We start from the raw sequence: 18,326 nt of genomic DNA, 5'->3' as shown, positions 1-18,326 counted from the left end.
TCCCTGGCAAATCCCGGTCAGGCTAACAGCGGGTGAGACCGTCGACAATCATACTCCTTCGTCGCCCCGGACTTGATCCGGGGTCCATTGCCGCCAGCGCCGGAAAATGGATCCCGGAACAGGTCCGGGGTGACGAGCAACAAGGGAGCGCCCGTTACTCGACGAACGCCGCGTCGACGGTCACGCCGTCGTCGGTCCATGCCGGAACCGCCTGCGCGTTCATCGGCACCATGAAGCGGACGGGCTTCTTGCCGGGCTCGGCCGGTTTCTCGATTTCGAGGATGTCGCCGGCACCGAAATTCTCGACCGCAGCGACATGGCCGATGGCGCTGCCATCGGTCGAGACGCACGGCAGCCCGACCAGATCGTGATGATAATATTCGCCCGGCCCAAGCGGCGGCAGCGCCGAGCGCGGCACGGTCAGTACCGTGCCGCGCAGGGCTTCGGCCGCGCTGCGGTCGCTCACTTCGGCGAAAGTCGCGACCGCACCCTGGTTGGCGGGACGCACCGACTTGAGCGTCAGTTTCCGGCCGCCCGCGTCGAAAACGGAAAAGGCGCGGAGAGCCTCCGCGCCTTCGCCGAACAGTTTCAGCCGCACCTCGCCCCGCACCCCATGCGCGCCGGCGATGGCGGCGAGGGTGACGGGGCGGTTTGCGTCGGCCAAGGCTTAGCCTTCGGCCTTTTCTTCGCCGGCTTCTTCAGCGGGCGCTTCTTCGGCAGCCGGAGCTTCTTCGGCCGCAGCTTCTTCGGCCACCGGGCCGCCTTCGGCGACTTCCTCGGCGATCGCGGTCGCGTCGTCGGCGGTAGCGTCGGCCGGGACTTCTTCGGCGACGGCGTCGGCCACCGCTTCGGCGGTTTCTTCGCTCTTCACCGAACCGGTCGCATCCGATTCAGCGGCTTCGGGAGCAGCGGCTTCTTCGGCAACAACTTCGTCGGCAGCGGCTTCTTCAGCGGCCGGCGCTTCGGGTTCCGGCGCCGGAGCGGCGGCGGCGGCGGCGGCAGCTTCTTCGGCCTCAGCGATCTTCGCGGCCTTCTCTTCGGCGCGTTCCTTGGCCTTTTCGCCGGGTTCGGCCTTCTTCGGGTTGTTACGAGCGGCGCGTTCCTTGACGCCGGCGGCGTCGAGGAAGCGGGCAACGCGGTCGGTCGGCTGCGCACCGACGCTCAGCCAATGCGCGGCGCGCTCGGCGTCGAGCTTCACGCGCTCCGGATTGTCCTTGGCGAGCAGCGGGTTGTAGCTGCCGAGACGCTCGATGAAGCGGCCGTCGCGCGGGCTGCGCGAATCGGCGACGACGATCTTGTAATAGGGGCGCTTTTTCGAACCGCCGCGCGAAAGGCGAATGGAGGTAGCCATGATATTTTCCTTTACGTTCAAATAGTAGAGTTGGTCGAAATCATTTCTTCTTGTTGATCAGATTGGCGAGGTCGGGCGGGATCGCCCCGCCGCCGAGCCCGGGCAGCCCGCCGAGGCCACCGCCTCCACCCATGCCGCCGCCACCCATGCCGGGGATGCCGCCGCCCTTGCCGAACAGCGCGCCAAGCCCTTTCAGGCCGCCCATCTTGCGGATCTTCTTCATTGCGGTGGACATTTCCTGATGCATCTTCAGCACCCGGTTCACCTGCTGCACCGTCGTACCCGACCCGTTCGCGATACGGATCTTGCGCTTCGCGGTGATGATCTCCGGCTTCGCGCGTTCCTTGGGGGTCATCGATCCCATGATCGCATCGAAGTGAATCAGCATCTTGTCGTTGGCGCCGCTCTCCGCCATCGCCGCCTGCGCCTTCTTGAGGCCGGGGATCATGCCGGCGAGCGCGCCGAGGCCGCCCATGCGGCGCATCTGGTTGAGCTGCGTGCGAAGATCGTCGAGGTCGAACTGACCCTTCGCCATCTTCTTCGCCATCGCCTCGGCCTCTTCGGCCTGGATCGTCTCGGCGGCGCGTTCGACGAGGCTGACGACGTCGCCCATGCCGAGGATGCGGCCGGCGATGCGCGAGGGCTGGAAGAGTTCGAGCCCGTCGAGCTTTTCGCCCGTACCCGCGAACTTGATCGGCTTGCCGGTGACCGCGCGCATCGACAGCGCCGCGCCGCCGCGCGCGTCGCCGTCCATGCGGGTCAGCACGACGCCGGTGAGCGGCACCTGATCGGTGAAGCGCTGCGCGACCTGCACCGCGTCCTGGCCGGTCAGGCTGTCGACGACGAGCAGCGTCTCGGTCGGGTTCGCCGTGCGCGACACCGCCTGCATCTCGTCCATCAATTGCTGGTCGACGTGGAGGCGGCCCGCGGTGTCGAGCATCAGGACATCATAGCCCTGCAGCTTCGCGGCCTGCAGCGCGCGCTGGGCGATCTCGACCGGCTGCTGGCCGGCGACGATCGGCAGCGTCGCGACGTCGATCTGGCGGCCGAGGACGGCGAGCTGTTCCTGCGCGGCGGGGCGGTTGACGTCGAGCGACGCCATCAACACCTTCTTGCGCTCCTTGTCCTTCAACCGCTTGGCGATCTTCGCGGTCGTCGTCGTCTTGCCCGAGCCCTGAAGGCCGACCATCATGATGACGGCGGGCGGGGTGACGGCAAGGTCGAGCTCGGCGGTTTCGGAGCCGAGCATTTCGGTCAGCGCGTCGCTGACGATCTTGACCACCTGCTGCCCCGGGGTCACCGAGCGCAGGACATTCTGGCCGATCGCGAGGTCTGTGACCTGATCGACGAAGCTGCGCACGACGGGCAGCGCGACGTCGGCTTCGAGCAGGGCGATTCGCACTTCGCGCATCGCCGCGCGCACGTCGGCCTCGGTCAGCGCGCCGCGACCGCGGAGCTTTCCGAAAACATCGCCAAGCCGATTGCTCAGACTGTCGAACATGCGCCTAAAAAACCCTTTCTGACGACCGCAACGCAAAACACGCCGGTGAGCGAAACCTCGCCAACCAGCGGTATCCGTGGACAGTGTTTTCCGTCGCGGATGTCGTATCTGCCCGTCCGCGAGATGCGTCCGAACGGGGCGCCTTTACGCAAAACGGCCGCAAAAGGCAAGCACGGCGTCGGTTCGCACTTAACGCAAATTTCACCGCTCGCCGCCACTATGGCTGCGATGGGTGGGAATAGTTACATGACAGCAGAACCGAAAGCGCGCGACCGCAGCGAGGACGCGCGGCGCGACATGTTCGCCGGCGGGATCGTCGTGGCCGCGATCCTGCTGTTCGTCGGCACCGGCGGCAGCGTGATGCAGTCGATCGTGCAAACGATCATCGGCCTCGGTGGCGGGCCCGACAAGGTGCTTGCCGCCGCGATGATCCTGAATATCGCGCTGATCCTCTTCGGCTGGCGCCGCTACGAGGATCTGAACCGCGAGATCCGCGAACGCACCGAGGCGGAGCAGCGCGCGCGCTACCTCGCCGACACCGATCCGCTCACCGGCTTCCTCAACCGCCGTGCCCTGCTCGCGCAGGGGCAGCGGATGATCGCGGAAGCGACCGGCGAACGCCGCCACGTCGCACTGTTTCTGCTCGACCTCGACCATTTCAAGACCGTCAACGACATCCACGGCCACGCCGCTGGCGACCGCGTGCTGCAGGTTGCCGCAGAGCGCATCAACGAAATCCTGCCCCCGACCGCGACCAAGGCGCGGCTCGGCGGCGACGAATTCGTTGCGATGCTGCCCTTCGAGCCCGTCGCGCGCGCCGAAATCGACGCACTGGCCGCGGCGCTGGTCACCGCGCTGGAAGATTCGGTCGCGCACGATTCGCAGCAGATCCGGATCGGCGCGTCGCTGGGCATCGCGCTCGCGACCGACGCCAGCATCACGATGGAAACGATGGTCCGCCAGGCCGACATCGCCATGTATCACTGCAAGGACGAGGGGCGGAACCGCCACTGCTGGTTCCAGGCGGGCATGGAAATGGCGGTGCAGATCCGCAACCAGATCGAAACCGGCATTCGCGACGGGATGCCGCGCGGCGAATTCATCCCCTATTTCGAGCCGCAGGTCGACATCGCCAGCGGCCGCCTGCTCGGCTTCGAGATGCTGATGCGCTGGGAATCGCCCGAATATGGCCTGATCCCGCCCGAACGCTTCATCCCGGTCGCCGAGGAAAGCGGATTGATCGGCGAATTGTCGCTGCGCGTCGTCCGCGACGCGATGGAGATCGCCAAGGGCTGGGATCCGTCGATCGTGCTCGCGGTCAACATTTCGCCGCAGCAGCTGAAAGACCCCTGGTTCAGCCAGAAGCTTACCAAGCTGCTCGTCGAGACGGGCTTCCCCGCGAACCAGCTCGAGGTCGAGATCACCGAAAGCTCGCTGTTCGAAAACCTCCCACTCGTCCGCTCGATCGTCACCAGCCTCAAGAATCAGGGCGTCTCGCTCAGCCTCGACGATTTCGGTACCGGCTACAGCTCGCTGTCGCATTTGCGCGCGCTGCCGTTCGACCGGATCAAGATCGACCGCAGCTTCATTGCCGCGATGCGCGGCAGCCCCGACGCGCAGGCGATCGTCGTCGCGATCGTCCGCCTCGGCGAAAGCCTCGCGATGCCAATCACCGCCGAGGGTGTCGAAGACGAAGCGACCGCGATCGAACTCACCCGGCTCGGCTGTTCGAAGGGCCAGGGCTGGTACTATGGCCGCGCGGCATCCGCCGCGGACACGGCGCGCCTGCTCGCCGACCGCGGCCTGCTGCGCGAGAGCGCCCGGCCGCTGCCTCCCCCGCCCGCCGGCGACGAGGAACCGCTCCGCAAGACGGCGTGACGCACCCAGGTCGCTAGACTTCCCGCCCCCGCGCCCTTACATGCGCGGCTATGGCTGACCGCTTCACCAAGATGCATGGGCTGGGCAACGACTTCGTGGTCATCGACGCGCGCGAGCGTCCCGTCGAGATGACCCCGGCGCGCGCCCATGCGATCGCCGACCGCAGCTTCGGCATCGGATGCGACCAGCTTATCCTGCTCGAACCCTCGACAAGCGCCGATGTGAAGATGCGCATCTTCAATGCCGACGGCAGCGAGGTCGAGGCGTGCGGCAATGCGACGCGCTGTGTCGCCACGCTGCTCGGCGAACCATCGGTGATCGAGACGCTGGGCGGGATGCTGCGCGTCACCCCTGCCGACGGCGGTGCCGAGGTGGTGCTGGGCGAACCGGTGTTCGACTGGGAGCATATCCCGCTCGCGATGCCGATGGACACGCGCGACATGCCCGTCGCCTGGGACGAGCTCGAACATGGCGCCGCGGTCAATGTCGGCAATCCACACATCATCTTCTTCGTGCCCGAGGCCGATGCGATCGCGCTCGACGAACTCGGCCCGCGGATCGAGACCGATCCGCTGTTCCCCGAGCGCGTCAACGTCAATGTCGCGAGCCTCGACGGCGAGAACCAGCTCCAGCTCCGCGTCTGGGAGCGCGGCGTGGGCCTGACGCAGGCGTGCGGCACCGGGGCGTGCGCGACCGCGGTCGCCGCAATCCGCGCCGGGCTGGTCAAATCGCCCGTCACCGTGTCGCTGCCCGGCGGCGACCTGATCATCCGCTGGGCGCCCGGCGAGCCGATCGTGATGAGCGGCGCCGCGACGCGCGTCTATGACGGCGAGACCGACTGGACGCGCTTCGGATGACGATTGCGCTCGCCGACCGCGTCGAGGTCGTCAATTTCGGTTGCCGGCTCAACATCGCCGAGGGCGAGGCGGTACGCGCCGCGGCCAAGGCGGCGGGCGCGCGCGACACGATCGTCTTCAACAGCTGCGCCGTCACCGACGAAGCGGTGCGGCAGGCGCGGCAGGCGGTGCGGCGCGCGCTGCGCGACCGGCCGGGGGCCGAGGTCGTGGTGACGGGATGCGCGGCGGAGCTGGAGGCCGAAACCTTTGCTGCGATGGGCGCGCGAGTGGTACGCAACGATGCCAAGGGTTTGGTTGAAAGCTATAAAGCCCCCGTGTCCCCGCGAAGGCGGGGACCCATCACCGGCAGGCGCGAAATAGCACCGGCGGGAGATGGACCCCCGCCTTCGCGGGGGAACATGACTTTTGATAAACCCGCACCGTACCAACCCGCCCTCTCCGGCGCCGACCACGCCCGCGCTTTCCTCGGCGTCCAGACCGGCTGCTCGCACAGCTGCACCTTCTGCGCGACCGTGCTCGCGCGCGGTATCGCCCGTTCCGCAACGACCGAGGCGATCATCGCCGCCGCGCGCACCGCGATCGAGTTCGGCCAGCGCGAGATCATCCTGACGGGCGTCGACCTCGCGAGCTTTGGCGACGACAGCGGCACCAGCCTTGCCGCGCTGATCGAATCCTTGCTTGACCTCCCCGTCGAACGCCTGCGCCTCTCGTCGCTCGACCCGGACCGCGTCGACGATGCGCTGTTTGCGCTGCTGACGGAGGAAGCACGCGTGATGCCGCACGTCCATCTGTCGCTGCAGGCGGGCGACGACATGATTCTCACCCGCATGAAGCGCCGCCACCGCCGCGCCGACGCGGTGCGCCTGACCGGGCGGCTGAAGGCCGCGCGCCCCGATATCGCGATCGGCGCCGACCTGATCGCAGGATTTCCCACCGAGGATGACAAGATGTTCGCCAATTCGATGGCCCTGATCGACGATTGCGACATCGTCTTCGGCCATATCTTTCCGTACAGCCCGCGCGCCGGCACCCCCGCCGCGCGGATGCCGCAGGTCGGCCGCGCCATCGCCCGCGAGCGTGCGGCCAAGCTCCGCGAAGCCAGCGCGCACCGCCGCGCCGCCTGGCTCGACGGACAGGTCGGCCGCACCGCGTCGATGCTCGTCGAGCGCGACGGGCTGACCGGCCATGCCGAAAATTTCGCAGCGCTGACGCTGGCGACGCCCGCCGAACCCGGCAGCATCCTGCCGGTTCGCCTGACCGCGCGCGAGGGCGACAGGATGCTCGCGGCATGAGCGGCCTCAGCTGGAGCGAACGCCTGCTCGGCGGTCTCAAGCGCACGTCGGAGCGGCTCGGCGAGAATCTGTCGGGGCTCACCGGCAAATCGCGGCTCGACGACGACGATCTCGACCGGATCGAGGATGCGCTGATCACCGCAGACCTCGGCCCGAACATGGCCGCGCGCATCCGCGACCGCCTGTCCGAACGCCGCGACGTCGCCGCGAACGGCACCGACGAGTTGCGCAAGGTGGTAGCGGAAGAGATCGCCGCGGTGCTGCGCCCCGTCGCCGAGCCGCTCGACATCGACGCCTTCCCCCGCCCTCAGGTCATATTGGTGATCGGCGTCAACGGATCGGGGAAGACCACCACCATCGCCAAGCTCGCGCACCTGTTCCAGGAACAGGATTATGGCGTGATGCTCGTCGCTGGCGACACCTTCCGCGCCGCCGCGATCGGCCAGCTCAAAGTCTGGGCCGAACGGCTCGGCGTGCCGATCATGGCCGGCCCCGAAGGCGGCGACAGTGCGGGAATCGTCTTCGATGCGGTGAAGCAGGCGACCGCGACCGGCATCGACGTGCTGATCGTCGACACCGCCGGGCGGCTCCAGAACAAGCGCGAGCTGATGGACGAGCTTGCGAAGATCAAGCGCGTGCTCGGCCGCCTCAACCCCGCCGCGCCGCACGACGTTGTGCTCGTCCTCGACGCGACGACCGGGCAGAATGCGTTGTCGCAGATCGACGTGTTCCGCGAGGTCGCGGGGGTCACCGGGCTCGTGATGACCAAGCTCGACGGCACCGCGCGCGGCGGCGTTCTTGTCGCCGCGGCCGAGCGCCACGGCCTTCCCATCCACGCGATCGGCATCGGCGAGACGATCGACGATCTTCGCCCGTTCGACGCCGACGAGATCGCGGGCATCATTGCCGGAAACATCCGATGAGCGAACAGATAGACCAGCTTCCGGGCGGCCCCGAGCCGATCCCCGCGCCGCCGCCCGCCAAACATGGCTGGCTCAACTTCGCAATCGATTTCGGGCCGCTGCTCGTCTTCTTCCTGACCTATAAATTCTCCTCCGGAGGCACCGGCGCTTTCGCCGCGACCACCGGCGCGATCAAGGGCACGATTGCCTTCATGGCGGCGATCATCGTCGCGATGATCGTCTCGAAGTGGAAGCTCGGGCGCATTTCGCCGATGCTGTGGATGTCGAGCATCCTCGTCCTCGGTTTCGGCGCGCTGACCATCTGGTTCCACGACGAGCGCTTCATCGTGATGAAGCCGACGATCATCTACGCCGCCTTCGCGGTGCTGCTGCTCGGCGGCTGGCTCCTCAAGAAGCCGATGCTCAAATATCTGCTGCAATCGGCGCTCGAGGGGGTGACCGAACGGGGCTGGCTGCTGCTGTCGCGCAACTGGGGCCTGTTCTTCGCCGCGCTCGGCGTCGCCAACCATGTGATGTACGAACTCATCCAGGCGAAGCAGATGAGCTTCGACCTCTGGCTGACGATCAAGGTCTGGGGCGTCACCGCCCTCTCCTTTCTCTTCACGCTGACGCAGGTGCCGGTGATGCTGAAGCACGGCCTTGCGGTTACCGAGGGCGCCGACAAGCAAGCTTGAGCCCGCCGCCACTCGCTGGCATATCCCCCTTCACGCTTCCGGGTCGCGCGGAGGCGAAACAGATGGAGGGGGACTATCATGGACAAATTTTTCGGTAATCTGCACGCCGTACTCGGCGCAGGCCTCGTACTTGCGATCATCCTGATGCTGGGCCTGAACGGCTCGAGTTTCGATAGCGGAGTCGCGGCAGCAAATGCGGTCATGCGCTGGCTGCACACCTTCTTCGGCGTGCTGTGGATCGGCCTGCTTTACTATTTCAATTTCGTCCAGATTCCCACGATGCCAAAGATCCCGGCCGAACTGAAGCCCGCAGTCGGCAAACATATCGCCCCTGCCGCCCTGTTCTGGTTCCGATGGGCGGCGCTGATCACCGTGTTGCTGGGCGTCGCGATTGCGGGACATATGAAGTATTTGGCGCCCGCGCTTTCTCTCGCAGACCCTGATTTTCGCTTAATCGGCGCGGGCATGTGGCTGGGCCTGATCATGGCGTTCAACGTCTGGTTCGTGATCTGGCCGAACCAGAAGAAGGCGCTCGGCATCGTCGAGGCGGACGATGCGACCAAGGCGGCCTCGGCCAAGACCGCGATGATCTTTTCGCGGACCAACACTTTGCTGTCTATCCCGATGCTCTATGCGATGGTGAACTTCAGCTGATGTGACGATCCTCCCTGTCGCGCAGCGATGGGGAGGTGGCAGCGCGAAGCGCTGACGGAGGGGCCATAGCGCTACCGTGGCAAGGCCCCTCCACCATCCGCTTCGCGGACGGTCCCCCTCCCCATGGCTTCGCCACAGGGAGGATTTACTTACCCTTCCACCGCCACCTTGTGCATGCGGCCGTTGTGCACATAGTGCGCGACGCCCATCTGCATCCCCGCGGCCTGCGCATCGTCGATATCGCGCACACGCCGCGCGGGCGATCCGGCCCATAGCTCGCGGCCGGGAATCTCCTTGTGCTCGGTGAGCAACGCGCCCGCCGCAAGCATCGCGTCGCTGCCGATCACGCAGCCGTTCATCACCGTCGCCTTGAGCCCGACGAAGGCGCGATCCGCCAATGTGCAGCCATGCACCATCGCCAGATGGCCGATCAGCACATCCTCGCCGATGATCGTGGGGTACCCGTCGGGCCGGTGCGGCATCGGACCGTCGCAATGCACGACGCTGCCGTCCTGGATGTTCGAGCGGGCGCCGACGACGATATGGCTGACATCGGCGCGCAGCACGCAATTGTACCAGATGCTGACGTCGGGGCCGATCGTCACGTCGCCGATGATCCGGCATCCCGGCGCGATGAAGGCGCTGGGGTCGATCTGCGGCGCCTTGCCGTTCACGGCGATGATGCTGACGTCTTTATGGGTCATTCGCGCCTTCCGATAAGATGGCCCCACAGCAGGACCGGCAGGGTCGAGGCATAATCGTCGGTCCAGCGCTGGAAGCCTGCCCGCCGTTCGAGCGGCACCCACACGCCGTCGGCCTCGGTCTTTTCGCGCGGCTTCAGCCCGCCCGTCAACTGCTGCAACCGCGCAGATGTTGCGGTCAGCGCGACCCAGTTCGATCCGGTCAAGGCGCCGATGTCATCGCGACCACTGAGTTCGTCGGGCCGCGTGTCCATACGGATCGCCGCGGACCAGCCGCGCGCCCGCGCCTCGGTCGACAGCACCGGCTCGAGCTCAAAGAAGCGGTTCGAGATGTGGATCAGCAGCACCCCGCCCGGCTTCAGCGCGCGCGCATAGATGCCGATCGCCTCGGCGGTCAGCAGGTGCAGCGGGATCGCATCGGAAGAAAAGGCGTCGATCACCAATATGTCGAACTGCGCCGGCGGCAGCTTCGCGATCTGGAGCCGCGCGTCGCCGATCACGATCGGCACGTCGGGGGCGCATTCGCTGATGAAGGTGAATTTGGACGGGTCGCGCGCGATCTTCGCCATCGCCGGGTCGATCTCGAAGATCGTCCAGCGCTGGCCGGGTTTGCGATAGCAGGACAGCGTCCCGGCACCGAGGCCGACGAGGCCGACCGATGCCGTCGGGCCCGCCAGTTCCTCCGCCCGGTCGAGCGTCAGGCCGACCCCCGACTGGTGGCCGTAATAGGTCGTCGGTTCGAGCTGGTGGGGCGCGTCGGTGCGCTGCAGTCCGTGCAAGGTCGTGCCGTGCGCCAACCGGCGCTGATGTTCGGCGGGATAATCGGTGACGGTGTAGACGCCGAAATAGCTGCGCACGCGATTGCCGGTAAAGCTTTCCTGCAGCGTGCCCCAGCCGCCGACCCCCAGCATCAGCATCGCGAGCGACAGGACGAAGGCCCATCGCCAGCCGATCACGAGCAGCCCGATGACGAAGAGCAGGATCCCCCACATCGCAACCTCGCCCTCGATCCGGCCGAGCCACAAATGCACCATCTTCCAGCAGGCGAAGGCGGCGACCCCCATAAGCGCGGCGACGATCGTCCGCGCGGTCGCGGGAGACAGCTTCGCCCATTTGTCCCAAGGGAACAAGGCCGGCAGCGGCAGCAGCATGGCGGCGGCGAGGACGAGCAACGGATGCTCATAGACCCAGTCGAACAGAAGCGGCGCGAACAGCGCCGCGAACAAACCGCCAAGCACGCCGCCCGCCGACATGACGAGATAGAAGAGCGTCAGGTGCTGCGTTGCGGGGCGCAGATGATAGAGATAGCCGTGCAGCGCGACCGCGACGATGAACTGCATCGCGAGCGCCGCGAGCGCGACGAGCATCGTACCCCCGCTGGTGCTGAGCAACGCCAGCCCGCCGACCGACAGCAGGACCGCGGGCGCGATCGTCGTGAAAACCTGCGTCAGCCGCTCGGCGGTCGAGAAGGCGATGACGAAGCTCAACAGGTAGAGACCGAGCGGCAGCACCCAGAGCAAAGGCATCGCGACGATGTCGGTGGTGAGATGCGTCGTCGTCGACAGCATCAGCCCCGACGGCACCGCCGCGAGCAGCAGCCAGTGGATCTGGCGGCGCAGCGTCGGGCGCGATTCGCCAGCAGCGACGCTTTCGGTCTCGTGGACCGCCTCGCCGCGCCAGCGCGCCGCGCCGCTTGCCGCGACGAGCAGCACCAGCACGCCATAGCCCGCGGTCCACAGCCAGCTCTGCGTCGCCAGCGGCATAGAGGGCTCGACCAGCGCCGGATAGCTGATCAGCCCCGCAAAGCTGCCGAGGTTCGACGCCGCATAGAGATAATAGGGATCGCCCGCGCGCGCGTCGGCGGCGAACCAGCGCTGCATCAGCGGCGCCTGCGCCGACACCGCGAAGAAAACGGGACCGATCGAGGCGAGCAGCAGCAGCGGCACCCATAGCGCCTCCTGCCCCGGCGCGGGCGGCGCGAGGTTCGCGATGCCGATCGGCAGCCACAGCGCCGCGACGAGGAGCAGCGCGACATGGATCGTCGCCTGCCGCCGGACCGCAAAACGGCCGAGCCAGTGCGCATAGGCATAGCCGCCGAGCAGCAGCGCCTGATAGACGAGCATCGCGCTGTTCCATACTGCGGGCGCCCCGCCGAGTTTCGGCAGCACCATGCGCGCGACCATCGGCTGGACCTGAAAGAGCAGGAAACTGCCGACGAGGATCGTCAGCACGAACAGCCAGCGGCGCGGGCTCGATGCTTCGCGGTTCGTCATGCTGCGGCCTTGGTCCTCGCCATTGAATAGGTGACATGCCGGCGCAGCGGATCGCCCTCCGCCAGCTTTGGATGATCGAAATCCAGCCCCGCCCGATAGGCCATGCCGAGCCGCTCCATCACCGCGCGGCTACGCCCATTGCCTTCCCAGGTGATCGCCCAGAGATCGTCGTCGGGAAGATGCGCCAGCGCCCAGTCCGCCGCGCCGCGCGCCGCCTCGCTCGCATAGCCCGCGCCCCAGGCGTCGCGCGCGAGCCGCCAGCCGAGTTCGGCCTTGCCCGCGACCGGGCCTGCGCTGCCCCGAATCACCCCGCACCAGCCGATCAGCCGCGCGTCCTCCTTGCGTTCGAGCGCCCAAAAGGTGTGACCATGCTCCGCCTCGATCGCGCGGACCCGCCCGATCAGCGCCTCAGTCTCGTCCATGTCGAGCGGCGGGCCGAGCGTCGCCATCACATCGGGATCGCTGCAAATCTGCTGGAACGGCGCGATGTCCTCGTCGCGCCACGACCGCATGATCAGTCGCGCGGTCTCGATCATGCGCCGAGCAGCCGCGCGGCGTGCAGGGCGTGATAGGTCAGCACCCCCGACGCGCCCGCGCGGCGGAAGGCAAGCAGGGTTTCGAGCACCAGCGCGTCGCGGTCGCCCGCGCCTACCGCCGCTGCCGCCTCGATCATCGCATATTCGCCCGACACCTGATAGGCATAGACCGGCACGGCGAAATGCTCCTTCACCGCGCGCACGACGTCGAGATAGGGCAGACCGGGCTTCACCATCACGCTGTCGGCACCCTCGGCGAGATCCTGTTCGACCTCGCGCAGCGCCTCCTCAACGTTCGCCGGGTCCATCTGGTAGGTCTTCTTGTCGCCCTTGAGCAGCCCGCGCGAGCCGACCGCATCGCGGAACGGGCCGTAGAAGGCCGAGGCATATTTGGCTGCATAGCTCATGATCTGGACATGACCGAAACCCTCGGTCTCCAGCGCCTCGCGGATCGCGCCGACGCGGCCGTCCATCATGTCCGACGGCGCGATGATGTCGGCGCCCGCGCGCGCCTGATTCAGCGCCTGCCCGACCAGCACCTCGACCGTCTCGTCGTTGAGGACATAGCCCGTGTCGCCGATCAGCCCGTCCTGTCCATGGCTGGTATAGGGGTCGAGCGCGACGTCGGTGAGGACGCCGATGTCGTCGCCGAGCGCCTGCTTGATCGCGGCGGTCGCTCGGCACATCAGATTGTCGGGGTTGAGCGCTTCGGCGCCGTCCTCGCTCCGCAGCGCGGGCTCGGTGTAAGGGAACAGCGCAAGGCACGGGATGCCGGCGGCGGCGGCTTCCTTCGCGCGGTCGACGATCCGGTCGACCGACCAGCGCGACACGCCCGGCAGGCTCGCGATCGGCTCCTCGGCGCCGTCGCCGGGACAGACGAAGAGCGGCCAGATCAGGTTCGACGGCGTCAGGTGATGCTCGCGCACCATCGCCCGGCTCCAGCCGGTGCGGCGCGTGCGGCGGAGACGCAGGTCGGGAAAGGGGGCATGAGTCATGCCGCGTGCATAGCGGCGTGCGGCCCGAGGGCAAATGGATATTGGTGCGCGCGGCGCGCGGTCAGATGCCGCCGCCGACCCGCTTCTCTGCGACGTCGGCGAGCGAGCCGAGCTTGGGCCCCTCGGCGGGCTTCGCCACGACCGCCGACATCGCGGCGCCCGGCGCGACCGAGGTGAGCTGGCGGATGCGCGCGCGGAAGTCGGCGAGCGCCTTGCCCTCGAGCTGCGCGCGCGTCACGAACGCGACCGACATCGGATTGACCGGCACGCCGTTGCGATAGACCTCGTAATGAAGGTGCGGACCCGTCGACAGTCCGCTCGACCCGATATAGCCGATCACCTGCCCGCGCGAGACATGCTGGCCCGGACGCACCGCGATACGGCTCATATGGCCATAGCCGGTGCCGAGCCCGCCGCCATGGCTGAGCTTGACATAATTGCCGAAGCCACCCGTGCGGCCGGCGATCGACACGAAGCCGTCGCTGACGGCATAGATGGGGGCGCCATAGCCGCCGCCGAAATCGACACCGCTGTGCATCCGGCGATAGCCGAGGATCGGGTGGCGGCGCATCCCGAAGGTCGAGGTAATGCGCCCGTTGGTCGGGCGGACCATGCCGCCGCGTTGTTCGCCGACGCCCGATGCCTCGAACCATTGGGTGCGGCCGTCGACAGTCCATTCGATCATCGACAGCTTCGCCTTGCCGCCGCGGACGAGACCCGCGTAGAGCAGTTTGCCCGTCTCGCTCTCGCCCGTCTCGGCGCGGCGATGGTCGACGATGATGTCGAACTGGTCGCTCGACCGTATGTCGCTGCCGACCGAAATCTGGCGGCCGATGACGCGGAGGTAAGACTGGATCACCTCGGGCGAAGCGCCCGCGGCGCGCGCCGAGCGATAGAGGCTGCCGCCGACCGTGCCGCGGATGCGCAGCGGGGTCGAATCGACCGCGATCGGGATGCGGCGCATGACGAGGCGGCCGCCCTCCCGCTCCATCTCGATCCGAAGGTCGAAGCGCGCGCGCATCGCGAGCGCGTCGACCGGGCGCGGCATCGTGCGCGCGGCGCGGCGGCCGAGGATCAGGTCGACGCGCGTGCCCGGCGCGATGTCGGCAAGCGGGACGGCGCTCGACACCTGCGCCGCGATCGCCTGCGCGTCGCCGCTGCCGACGCCCGAGCGTTCGAGGACGCGGGCGAAGCTGTCGCCTGCCCCCAGGGTTGCGGTCAATTCGATCTGCGGGCGTTCGGGGGTCTGGGCGAGCGGGCGAACGGCGTCGGTCGCCGCCATGTGGCGGCCGGTGTCGCCGCCGAATGCCAGCGGCACGATCATCTGCGCACGGGCTTCGTTAAAATCGGCGGCGTCGAGCGCAGGCGCGCGCACCGACAGCGGCTTGACGCCGGGGAAGGTCGAAATGGCCGCGCCGCACAGCAGGGTCAGCGTCGCGAGGCCGCGCCACCAGTCCTGCGAACCGATATCGGCGCCAAGATCGGGAACAAGGTCGAGATGCGCCAGCCGGTCGCGCCACGACAGCGGTTCGGGATCGGCGCGCACGGGGCGAAACGGAATTGCCTGCGCCATCGACAGCACGGCCGTATTGCCGGACATACCCGCAATGGGCTCGTGACCCGATATGGGTTCGTGGCGCTGGAACAAAAAATGCAACCCCCGCTCGACGGGCCTCCCTTTGACCCGGCCGCCGAATGATCTTTTCGGCCCGCTGTCTGTAAAGAAAGGTCGTTAAAGTCAATTTAATGGCTGGGTATCGCGGGAGTCCTGCGGTGGGCCGTGGCGGCGGCGCGATGCAGTGTGTCGCGCGCGGAAAAATGCGCGCTCGCCTGCACCGTCCGACGATCGGCTGTTGCGTGGCGGGCGCGAGCGTGTCAGCGTGGTGCCAACGACAATGACGTCCTTCTCTTCCACTCCGGTCAAGGCTGTCCTTGGCCCCACCAACACCGGCAAAACCCATTTGGCGGTCGAGCGCCTGACCGCCCATGCGAGCGGCATGATCGGCTTCCCGCTGCGCTTGCTTGCGCGCGAGGTTTACGACCGCGTCGTCGCGATCAAGGGCGCGGCCGAGGTTGCGCTGGTGACGGGCGAGGAGCGCATCATGCCGCCGGGCGCGCGCTACCTGCTCGGGACGATGGAGGCGTTGCCGGTCGACCGCGACGTCGCCTTCGTCGGCATCGACGAGGTCCAGCTCGGCGCCGATCCCGAGCGCGGCCATGTCTTCACCGACCGCCTTCTGCGGGCACGCGGGCGCGAGGAGACGATGATCCTCGGCTCGGCGACGACCAGGGGTCTGGTCCGCAGCCTCGTTCCCGAGGCCGAAATCGTCACCCGCCCCCGCTTCTCGACCCTGAGCTACGCCGGACCATCGAAGCTGTCGCGGCTGCCGAAGCGCTCGGCGATCGTCGCCTTCTCGGCCGAGGAGGTTTACGCGATCGCGGAAATGCTCCGCCGCTTCTCGGGCGGCGCGGCGGTCGTGATGGGCGCGCTCAGCCCCAAGACGCGCAACGCGCAGGTCGCGATGTTCGAGGCGGGCGAGGTCGACTATCTCGTCGCGACCGACGCGATCGGCATGGGGCTCAACCTCGACGTCCAGCATGTCGCCTTCGCGAGCCTGCAGAAATTCGACGGACGCCGCCTCCGCCGCCTGACGATCTCCGAAATGGCGCAGATCGCGGGGCGCGCGGGTCGCCACCAGCAGGACGGCAGTTTCGGCACCGTCGGCCTGCCGCAGGGCGGCTTCACGCCCGAGGAAATCCTGGCGATCGAGGGACATCATTTCCCGCCGCTCGCCAGCCTGTTCTGGCGCAACCCGACCCCGCGCTACGACACGCTCGACGTGCTGCTCGCCGATCTGGCACAGCCGCCGGGGCAGCCGACATTGCGCCCCGCGCCCGAGGCGGTCGACATCGCGGTCCTGAAACATCTCGCCGGCGACATGGAAGTGCGGATGCGCGGGAACGAGCCCGAAGCGGTCGCGCGCCTCTGGGACGTCTGCGGCCTCCCCGATTTCGAACAGCTAGGCGCCGAGCATCACAGCCGCACGGTGCTGAAACTCTGGCAATGGCGGACGAGCGGCGACGGGATGATCGATCCCGACTGGTTCGCCAAACGCCTCGCGCGGCTCGACGACACCGACGGCGACATCGACCAGCTCGCGAGCCGCATCGCGGCGGTCCGCACGCTCTGTTTCATCGCGCAGCGCGGCGACTGGATCGCGGGCGGCGCCGGATGGACCGAGCGGACGCAGGACCTCGAATCGCGCCTCTCCGACGCGCTGCACGCCGCGCTCGCGCAGCGTTTCGTCGACCGCCGCCTCGCGCTGCTGATCCGCGACGCGGGGCAGCGTCACGCCTCGCTTCCCGTCGCGGTCGCCGTCGACGGCACCGTCGCGGTCGATGGCGAGCCGATCGGCACGCTCAAGGGCTTTTCGTTCAAGGTCGATGCGCGGGCGCGGGCAAGCGACCACCGCCTGCTCCTTGCTGCGGCGGAAAAGCATCTGCGCAGCGAACTCGCGCGCCGCGCCGCGACCTTGGCCGCAGGCGAGGATAACGCGCTGTCGCTCGTCAGCGAAGCCGGCGCCGCGCCGCGCCTCGCCTGGCACGGACACATCGTCGCGACGCTCGCGCGCGGACCGACGCTCGTCCAGCCCGCGATCCAGATCGACGCATCGCTGCGCCGCCTCGAGCCGCAGCAGGTTCAGGCGATCTCGGAGCGGTTGCAGATTTTCGTCGCGCAGCAGCTTGCGCGCCACGCAGGGCCGCTCGCCACGATGGGAGAAGCGGCGGGCGACCTCTTCACCCCGCCGCGCGTCCGCGCGCTGCTCGCCGCGCTCGTCGATGGCGGCGGCACCGTCCCGCGCGCCTCGGTCGAAGCGCAGCTCGAGGCGATGAGCGCCGAAGAGCGGCCGCAGCTCCGCAAGCTCGGCCTGACCATCGGCTCGCTCGACATCTTCCACCACCAGCTTCTGAAGCCCGAGGCGGTGCGCTGGCGCGCCGCGCTGCTCGCCGCGCAGCAGGGCGAGAGCGTGCCCGCGCTGCCGCCGCAGGGCGCGGTGCTGCAAAAGACCGGCAGCCACACCGGGCTGCGCATCGCCGGCTTCCGCCGCTGCGCCGCGGGCTGGCTGCGCATCGACATGGCCGAGCGGCTCGCGCGTCAGGCGCACGCCGCGCGCATCCAGGCGGCGGCGATCCCCGGCAAGGCGCGTGCGGGCGACGACGACCGTCATGACGCGCATCACGCCGACGACGGCCATGACGCCACCGCCGCCTCGCCGCCGGGGTTCGCGATCGACCCCGCGCTCGCCACCTCGCTAGGCCTCGACGAGGAGACGCGCCGCGCCCTGCTGCAAAGCTTCGGCTTCCGCACCGTCGGCGACCCGGCGCTGCAACGCTGGCGCTGGGCGGGGCTCAAGCATCCCGACAAGCGCCAGCGCCGCAAGCATGGCAAGGGGCAGCCGCACGAAAACACCCCCGCCGCCAAGGGCAAGGCAGAGCGCTCGCACGCCAAGCAGGCCAGCGGCCGGCGACCGAAGCATGGCCAGAAGCCCGGCCAGAAGCATGGAATCCCGGCCCCCGCCAACGCCGCGCCGCGCTCGCCGCGCCCCGACCGCCCGCAACGGCGCGGCCCGTCGCCCCACAGCCCGTTCGCGGGCCTCGCCGCGCTGCTCGCCGACGTGCGCAAGGATTGA

At 68.2% G+C, this 18,326-nt stretch carries 14 protein-coding genes and 1 pseudogene; 7 read left to right on the top strand and 8 right to left on the bottom strand.

What is annotated here, in order from left to right; translation table 11 throughout:
* Positions 1-154: 154 nt before the first annotated feature.
* From rimM to ffh, 3 genes and pseudogenes are all read right to left on the bottom strand, one after another.
* Positions 155-664, bottom strand: coding sequence for a ribosome maturation factor RimM (gene rimM, locus QOL68_RS09000; RefSeq protein WP_204991842.1), 510 nt, complete (start codon positions 662-664; stop codon positions 155-157).
* A gap of 222 nt (positions 665-886) precedes the next feature.
* Positions 887-1,351 (bottom strand): annotated as a pseudogene (rpsP, locus tag QOL68_RS08995) (30S ribosomal protein S16); the annotation flags it as partial.
* A gap of 40 nt (positions 1,352-1,391) precedes the next feature.
* Complete coding sequence (gene ffh / locus QOL68_RS08990; RefSeq protein WP_282948774.1) at positions 1,392-2,852, bottom strand: signal recognition particle protein; 1,461 nt, start codon at positions 2,850-2,852, stop codon at positions 1,392-1,394.
* 246 nt (positions 2,853-3,098) lie between these two features.
* Here ffh and QOL68_RS08985 point away from each other — a divergent pair, with 246 nt between their 5' ends.
* From QOL68_RS08985 to QOL68_RS08960, 6 genes are all read left to right on the top strand, one after another.
* On the top strand, positions 3,099-4,730 hold the full coding sequence (locus QOL68_RS08985) for a putative bifunctional diguanylate cyclase/phosphodiesterase (RefSeq protein ID WP_282948776.1): 1,632 nt from the start codon (positions 3,099-3,101) through the stop codon (positions 4,728-4,730).
* A 50-nt stretch (positions 4,731-4,780) separates the two neighbouring features.
* Complete coding sequence (gene dapF, locus QOL68_RS08980) at positions 4,781-5,587, top strand: diaminopimelate epimerase (RefSeq protein WP_204991846.1); 807 nt, start codon at positions 4,781-4,783, stop codon at positions 5,585-5,587.
* Positions 5,584-6,879: a MiaB/RimO family radical SAM methylthiotransferase gene (locus QOL68_RS08975; RefSeq protein ID WP_282948779.1), complete on the top strand. Its 1,296-nt coding sequence runs from the start codon at positions 5,584-5,586 to the stop codon at positions 6,877-6,879. Before dapF ends, QOL68_RS08975 begins: the two co-directional genes overlap by 4 nt.
* Positions 6,876-7,802, top strand: coding sequence for a signal recognition particle-docking protein FtsY (gene ftsY, locus QOL68_RS08970; RefSeq protein ID WP_058455028.1), 927 nt, complete (start codon positions 6,876-6,878; stop codon positions 7,800-7,802). The genes QOL68_RS08975 and ftsY overlap by 4 nt, the downstream gene beginning before the upstream one ends.
* Positions 7,799-8,476, top strand: a complete 678-nt coding sequence (locus QOL68_RS08965; RefSeq protein WP_204991848.1) for an inner membrane-spanning protein YciB — start codon at positions 7,799-7,801, stop codon at positions 8,474-8,476. The genes ftsY and QOL68_RS08965 overlap by 4 nt, the downstream gene beginning before the upstream one ends.
* A 78-nt stretch (positions 8,477-8,554) precedes the next feature.
* Entirely contained in the window at positions 8,555-9,130 is a 576-nt protein-coding gene (locus tag QOL68_RS08960) for a urate hydroxylase PuuD (RefSeq protein ID WP_282948782.1), read from the top strand.
* A gap of 149 nt (positions 9,131-9,279) precedes the next feature.
* Here QOL68_RS08960 and QOL68_RS08955 read toward each other — a convergent pair whose 3' ends face one another.
* The 5 genes from QOL68_RS08955 to QOL68_RS08935 all read right to left on the bottom strand — a co-directional run bounded on the left by QOL68_RS08955 (position 9,280) and on the right by QOL68_RS08935 (position 15,235).
* Positions 9,280-9,834 carry a gamma carbonic anhydrase family protein gene (locus QOL68_RS08955; RefSeq protein WP_282948784.1) on the bottom strand — a complete coding sequence of 185 codons (555 nt, stop codon included), beginning with the start codon at positions 9,832-9,834 and terminating at the stop codon, positions 9,280-9,282.
* Positions 9,831-12,104: a spermidine synthase gene (locus QOL68_RS08950; RefSeq protein WP_282948786.1), complete on the bottom strand. Its 2,274-nt coding sequence runs from the start codon at positions 12,102-12,104 to the stop codon at positions 9,831-9,833. The genes QOL68_RS08955 and QOL68_RS08950 overlap by 4 nt, the downstream gene beginning before the upstream one ends.
* Complete coding sequence (locus tag QOL68_RS08945; RefSeq protein WP_282948787.1) at positions 12,101-12,640, bottom strand: GNAT family N-acetyltransferase; 540 nt, start codon at positions 12,638-12,640, stop codon at positions 12,101-12,103. The genes QOL68_RS08950 and QOL68_RS08945 overlap by 4 nt, the downstream gene beginning before the upstream one ends.
* Positions 12,637-13,635 carry a porphobilinogen synthase gene (hemB, locus tag QOL68_RS08940; RefSeq protein WP_058455022.1) on the bottom strand — a complete coding sequence of 333 codons (999 nt, stop codon included), beginning with the start codon at positions 13,633-13,635 and terminating at the stop codon, positions 12,637-12,639. The genes QOL68_RS08945 and hemB overlap by 4 nt, the downstream gene beginning before the upstream one ends.
* A 61-nt stretch (positions 13,636-13,696) precedes the next feature.
* Positions 13,697-15,235 carry a peptidoglycan DD-metalloendopeptidase family protein gene (locus tag QOL68_RS08935; protein WP_282948790.1) on the bottom strand — a complete coding sequence of 513 codons (1,539 nt, stop codon included), beginning with the start codon at positions 15,233-15,235 and terminating at the stop codon, positions 13,697-13,699.
* 295 nt (positions 15,236-15,530) lie between these two features.
* On the opposite strand from QOL68_RS08935, the gene QOL68_RS08930 reads away from it, so the two are divergent.
* Positions 15,531-18,326 (top strand): helicase-related protein, encoded by a 2,796-nt coding sequence (locus QOL68_RS08930; RefSeq protein WP_282948792.1) that lies wholly within the window; start codon positions 15,531-15,533, stop codon positions 18,324-18,326.

Origin of the sequence: Sphingopyxis sp. Geo25 (assembly GCF_949769135.1) — a bacterium.
In the GTDB taxonomy this organism is placed as follows: domain Bacteria; phylum Pseudomonadota; class Alphaproteobacteria; order Sphingomonadales; family Sphingomonadaceae; genus Sphingopyxis.
This window is presented reverse-complemented; position numbering and strand designations above follow the sequence as displayed.